Below are 3350 nucleotides of genomic sequence, written 5' to 3' on the forward strand. Positions count from 1 at the left end.
CGTCCCGCCCGCCCCGGGCAAGGGATTCCTCGCGGCCTGCGGCCAGGAGCGGTGGCAGGTGCACAAGCCCTCGGACGAGGCCTCGCCCCCAGGGCCGCGCGGGGGCCCTGCGATCGCCTACGGCGGCCACGAATACCTCAAGGACGGCGGCGAGGACGCCGGCACCTTCACCGTCCACGTCCTCGTCTCGGCGGGGAGGCGCCCGCTGACCCTGACCTCCCCGCCGCCCGTCGGCAGCGCGTCCGTGGAGGTGTACGGCCCGCACGGCCAGGGCCTTATCGCGGGGGCGCCCCGCCTCACGCCGTACCTGGACGGACCGGAGGGCGAGCCGGTGCCCGAGGTCCGGGACGGCTGGATGCGCGTCACCGCCGAACGGCCGCTGCGCCTGGCGATCGAGCTGCCGCCCGACGCGGTCTGCCCGGGACACGGGCTGGAAGGACTGGGCCGGAGCTTTCCCGCGGACTCCCACGAGATACGGGACCACCCGGTGATCCGGGTCTCCTTCACCGACGGCGGCACACGGCTGGTCGGCCTGTCCTTCGAGGAGGACTACCTGCTGGCGCTCGGCGGGACGGGCGCCCACGACGGGTCGCGCCCGCTGAGCCCCACAACCCGGTCGAGCAGCGGCGCGTCCGCCGGAACCTCCACCACGGGCCCGAAGGGGCCGCGCTCGGCGGCCGGGGCGTGGGCGGCCGGTGCGAGCAGGTCGTACGAGGCCTCCACCGCGTCCGGGTCGGGCTCGTAGGGCTGACCGGTGGCGCGGGCCAGGTCCCAGCCGTGCACCACCAGCTCGTTCAGGGCGATGCGCCCGGCCTGCGCGGCGGGCAGGGTGAAACCGCCGGCCTGCGTCGTGCCGTCCCACGCGGCGGGGTCGCGCCAGACCTCCGCCATCGCGTCCAGATTCAGCCGGAGCCGCTCCCGCCATCCCGGCCCGATGTCCGGGACGACGGCCGAGGGGTCGGTGGCCGTGGACGGGCCCACTGCCTTGCGGCCCGCGTCGCGGAAGGCGGCGCTCAGCCCCACGAGATGTGCGAGCAGATTGCGCACCGCGAAGGCGGGGCACGGTGTCGGGTCCGAGAGCCGGTCGTCGCGGACGCCGTCGGCGAGCAGGGCGACCTGCCGGGCCGCGGGGCCGAGGTCGAGAACACCGGTCGCGGGCGTCCCGGGTGTGTCGGGCGTCTCGGTTGTTCCGGGTCGCGTGGGGGTCATGGTGTGCTCCTCTCGCTCTCCCCGTAAAGACGGAACCGGCGGCCCGGACTCATCGGAGTCCGGGCCGCCGGGTGAAAGGGCCGGTCCATGACGGGGCCGGTCAGTGACACGGCCGGTCCGTGACGGGAGCCGGCCGGGCGGAGCGTCAGCCGCTCACGGCGTCAGGGTCCGGCCGAGCCCGGAGCCCGACGGCAGGCCCAGGGTGCCGGAGCCGTAGTAGACACCGCCCGAGGCGGAGACCCCGGAGCTGCCGCTGTCCAGCTGCAGGATCGTGCCGTTGCCACCGTCCTCGCCCTCGGCGCCGACGGCGAGATCGGCGCGGCCCCAGCCGGAGAGGTCCTGGAGGACCACGGAGGAGCCGACCTTGTCGCCGGACTCGGAGGCGCCCGCGATGCCGGAGGTGTCCTGTGAGTACATCAGTGCCCCGGAGCCGGTAAGGCCGGTGGACGAGCCGCGCAGCAGCAGGGAGGAGCCCGCGTTGCCGCGGTTGGTGCCGCTTCGGGTCAGGTCCTCGCCCGGCAGGCCGGTCAGGACGTCCGCGTACCCGTCGAGGTTGTAGTCGCCGGCCGAGACGGACCAGCCCATCGCGTCACCGGACTCGGCGGCCCCGGGGACGCCGGACGTGTCCTGATGGACCGTGCGCATCCCGGTGGTGGTGAAGCCGGTCGAGGTGCCGGGCACCACGGTGACCTGGCCGCCGGCCGCGGCGCCGGACTCGGAGGCGTACGGCTGGCCGATGACGATGTCGTCGTAGCCGTTGCCGTTGACGTCGCCCGCGGCGATGGAGCGGCCGCCCTTGACGGAGATCGTGCCGACCTTGGACAGGCCGGCCGAGGAGCCCTTGAACCAGGTGACGCGGCCGATGCCGGTGGCGTCGCGGTAGTTGAGCGCCACGTCCGCGTACCCGTCGCGGTTGAAGTCGCCGGTGGCCGCGTCCATGTACGCGACGGAGCCGGTGGCGCCGGTCAGCGTGCCGTACTTGGTGCCGCCGCCGCTCTGCCGCGCGTTCCAGTTGCCGCCCTTGCCGGTGCCCGCGGCGAAGACGTCCGCCTTGCCGTCGCCGTCGAAGTCGCCGACCGCGACGGTGGAGCCGAGCTTGGCGGCGGCCGCCGTCACGCCCGTGGTGGTGTACGAGAACCCGGTGTTAAGCCCCGGCCCGTACAGCACGGTCACCGCACCCCGGTCGGCGTTGCCGGAGGCGTCGTCCTCCCCCGGCGCGCCGATCGCCAGGTCCGCGAATCCGTCCCCGTTGACGTCGCCCCACGCGCTCGCGGCGCCGAAGCTGTCACCGGACTCGGAAGCGCCGGGCACGCCGGAGCTGTTCTGCGTCAGCGTCCGCTTCGCGGTGTCCACGGGACCGTCCGTGCCACCGGGTACGACGGTCAGCGAGCCGGAGCCGTCGGAGACCTTCGGAGTGCCCGCCACCAGGTCGGTCACGCCGTCACGGTTGAAGTCCGCCGTCGGGATCGCGGAGTTCGCGCCCTTGGAGGCTGCGAAGCGGCGGATCTCCGCGAGCTTGGAGTAGAGGTTGGTGCCGGGGCAGGCGGTCGCGAAGGCGTCCCGGTGCCCGGAGATCTGGTTGATCGTTGCCTGCTGGCCCGACTTCCAGACGCCGGTGTCGGCCTTGGCGGTCAGCGTGACGGTGCCCGTCGGGTCGCCGCCGTACTGGCCGAGCTTCCAGGCCGCCACCCGGGCCACGGACTCGAGAGTGGCGCGGCTCGGCCTCCCGGCCGGGATGCCCTTGGCGGAGTCGCCCTGGAAGTCGCCGAGGACGGCGATGCCGGCGGAGTAGCCGTTGAAGCCGTAGGTGTGCGCGCCCATCACCGGAAGGTCGACGCCGCCCGCGCGGCCCTCGAAGATCTGGCCGCACTTGTCGACCAGGAAGTTGTAGCCGAGGTCGTTCCAGCCCTCCGACTCGATGTGGTACGCCATGATGCCGCGCACGAGCGAGGCGGACTGGGCGCAGCTGTAGCTGTTCGTCCCGACCGTGTGGTGGACGAAGACCGCCTCGACCTTCTCGATGTACGAGGGCGGATCGTCGACCGTCGTCTCGTCGGCGCCCCACGCGGCGCGGCCGATCACCGGCGGCTGGGTCACGGTGGACGGCGGTGCGGTGGGCACGCTCGCGCTGGGCGAGGGGG

2 protein-coding genes are annotated in these 3350 nt (G+C 74.0%); both read right to left on the reverse strand.

All coding sequences use genetic code 11. From position 1 onward, the window contains the following. Positions 1-549 precede the first annotated feature (549 nt). Positions 550-1209 carry a TIGR03086 family metal-binding protein gene (locus GUY61_RS36395; RefSeq protein WP_166634576.1) on the reverse strand — a complete coding sequence of 220 codons (660 nt, stop codon included), beginning with the start codon at positions 1207-1209 and terminating at the stop codon, positions 550-552. A gap of 153 nt (positions 1210-1362) precedes the next feature. Continuing rightward, positions 1363-3350 (reverse strand): FG-GAP-like repeat-containing protein (locus GUY61_RS36400; RefSeq protein ID WP_166634577.1); only part of this gene is annotated, 1988 nt, incomplete at its 5' end.

It is taken from the genome of Streptomyces sp. GC420 (assembly GCF_009916105.1).
Taxonomy (GTDB): Bacteria; Actinomycetota; Actinomycetes; order Streptomycetales; family Streptomycetaceae; genus Streptomyces.

What these genes read in the sequence shown, in the direction of transcription:
- GUY61_RS36395 (WP_166634576.1), bottom strand. Translation starts at nt 1,209, where the DNA reads ATGACCCCCACGCGACCCGGAACAACCGAGACGCCCGACACACCCGGG.